General features: G+C 72.3%; 3 protein-coding genes. 1 reads left to right on the top strand and 2 read right to left on the bottom strand.

The window, feature by feature from the left end:
* On the top strand, nucleotides 1–479 hold a 479-nt coding region (locus tag RIF89_RS13760; protein WP_309069651.1), incomplete at its 5' end, for a prolyl oligopeptidase family serine peptidase.
* Nucleotides 480–539: 60 nt separating this feature from the next.
* On the opposite strand, the gene RIF89_RS13755 is transcribed toward RIF89_RS13760, so the two are convergent.
* Nucleotides 540–1,139 carry a GNAT family N-acetyltransferase gene (locus RIF89_RS13755; RefSeq protein WP_309069650.1) on the bottom strand — a complete coding sequence of 200 codons (600 nt, stop codon included), beginning with the start codon at nucleotides 1,137–1,139 and terminating at the stop codon, nucleotides 540–542.
* Nucleotide 1,140: 1 nt separating this feature from the next.
* Nucleotides 1,141–2,597, bottom strand: a 1,457-nt coding sequence (gene hflX, locus RIF89_RS13750) for a GTPase HflX (RefSeq protein WP_309069649.1), incomplete at its 5' end; no start/stop codon positions are given.

Raw genomic sequence — 2,597 nt, 5'->3', positions numbered from 1 at the left:
CGGCGCGCATCGCGATCAAGGGCGGCTCGGCGGGCGGATGGACGGTGCTGTGCGCGGTCGCCGACACCGACGCCTTCGCCGCGGGCATCAGCCGCTACGGCGTGGCGGACCTGCGCCGCCTGGCCGAGGACACGCACGACTTCGAGGCGCGCTACCTCGACGGCCTCGTGGGCCCGCTGCCCGAGGCCGAGGACGTGTACGTCAGCCGCTCCCCCCTGTCCCGCCCCGAGACCCTGCGCACGCCGCTGCTGATCCTGCAGGGCTCGGGGGATCCTGTGGTCCCGCCTTCGCAGTCCGAGGCGCTGCGCGACGCGCTGGCGGCGAACGGCGTTCCGCACAAGTACGTGCTGTTCGAGGGCGAGTCGCACGGCTTCCGCCAGGCGGCGACGCTCGTGCGCGCGTTCGAGGCGGAGCTCGCGTTCCTCGGCGGTGTGCTCGGATTCGACACCCCCGACGTCCCGCCGCTCGAGCTCGACTGACGTGCTGCAAGAGCCGCGCCAGCGGCTCGGGCGCGAGACGCGCGGGCTGCCCTGCGAGGGTCAGGACAGCGGCATCGCGAACGCCTGCACGCCGGGGTGGGACGCCAGGCGGGTGAAGCCGAGGCGGTCGTAGAAGGCGAGCGCGCCGGTGTTCCTGTCCGAAGCAGCGAGGTGCAGGCCCGGGACGCCACGGCTCTTCAGCGCCGCGACGAGTGTGTCGATCAGCGCGCGACCGAGGCCCTGCCCCTGGGCGTCCGGCAGCAGGTCGATGTGCAGGTGCGCCGGATAGCCGAGACCCGCGTACGGCTCCGCGCCGGCGCGGCGACCGTATGCGTAGATCACGGTGCCGTCCTGGCGCGTGCGCTCGACCTCGGGGCGCGGGAAGCGCTCGGCGAACCGCGGCCACCACTCCGCGCGGAACCAGTCCTCGAACGCGTCCGTGTCGTCGGTGCCCACGACGTAGCCGACGACCCGGCCGTCCAGCGATTCCACGACGAACGCGAGATCCGGATGCCGCGTCACGTACGGCAGCACGAACACGAGCGCCCAGAGGTCGTCGTCTTCGAAGACGCCCGTCGCGTCCGACCCGTGGTCGGCCGTGCGCAGACAGATCTCGGCGACCGCGGCGCGGTCACCCGGTCGGTACGGCCGGATGCGCACGCTACGACGCGACCCGGTACGGCTCCAGCGCGGCGGCCAGTCGCTCCGACACGTGCGCGTGCACGAGCGTGCCGCCCTCCTCGTGCGAGCGCTCCAGCAGGTGACCCTGTTCGTGGATCGCCGAGATCAGATCGCCGCGGTCGTACGGCACGAGCGCGCGCAGCTCGATGTCGGGGAGCGGAAGCGCGGCCTCGATCACCCGGCGCAGCTCGTCGATGCCCTGGCCGGTGCGCGAGGACACGAACACGGCCTTCGGCTCGAGTCCGCGCAGCACCAGCTCGGTGTCGGCGTCGACGAGGTCGGCCTTGTTGAACACGATGATCTCGTGGATGTCGCGCGCCCCGACATCGCCCATCACGTCGCGCACGGTCCGGATCTGACCGGCCGGATCCGGATGGTGCGCGTCCACGACATGCAGGATGACGTCGGCGTCCGCGACCTCCTCGAGCGTCGAGCGGAACGCCTCCACGAGCTGGTGCGGCAGGTTGCGCACGAAGCCGACCGTGTCGGCGAGCGTGTAGACGCGGCCGTCGGAGGTCTCCGAGCGACGCACCGTCGCATCCAGCGTCGCGAACAGGGCGTTCTCGACGAGCACGCCCGCACTCGTCAGACGGTTCAGCAGGCTCGACTTGCCCGCGTTCGTGTAGCCCGCGATCGCGACGGAAGGGATCGTGTTGCGCTTGCGCTCCCCCCGCTTCGCCTCGCGCGCGGGCGCGAAGTCGCGGATCTGCCGCCGCAGCTGTGCCATCCGCGTGCGGATGCGGCGACGATCAAGCTCGATCTTCGTCTCACCGGGACCACGGGAGCCCATACCCGCACCGCCGGCGCCGACCTGGCCACCGGCCTGCCGGCTCATGGAGTCACCCCAGCCGCGCAGGCGCGGCAGCAGGTACTCGAGCTGCGCGAGCTCGACCTGCGCCTTGCCTTCGCGGCTCTTCGCGTGCTGGCTGAAGATGTCCAGGATCACGGTCGTGCGGTCGATGACCTTGACCTTGACGACGTCCTCGAGCGCGCGTCGCTGGCTGGGGGCGAGCTCGGTGTCGGCGATCACGGTGTCGGCCCCGACGGCGGCGACGATGTCCTTGAGCTCGCCGGCCTTGCCGCGGCCGACGTAGGTGGCGGGGTCCGGATGCGGGCGCCGCTGCAGCACGCCGTCGAGCACGACCGCGCCGGCCGTCTCGGCGAGCGCCGCGAGCTCGCGCAGCGAGTTCTCGGCGTCGATCTGGGAGCCCTGCGAATACACGCCGACGAGCACGACGTTCTCCAGTCGCAGCTGCCGGTACTCGACCTCGGTGACGTCCTCGAGCTCGGTCGACAGGCCGGCGACGCGACGCAGCGCCGCGCGCTCCTCGCGATCCCACTGCTCGCCGTCCGTCGAGCCCTCACCCGTGGTCGCCACGTCCTGCAGCGCCTGCGCCGCACCGAAGACCCGTGCTCCGGTGCGCGACTCGGCGCGCG

It is taken from the genome of Microbacterium sp. (genome assembly GCF_031178525.1).
Lineage (GTDB): Bacteria > Actinomycetota > Actinomycetes > Actinomycetales > Microbacteriaceae > Microbacterium.
This window is presented reverse-complemented; position numbering and strand designations above follow the sequence as displayed.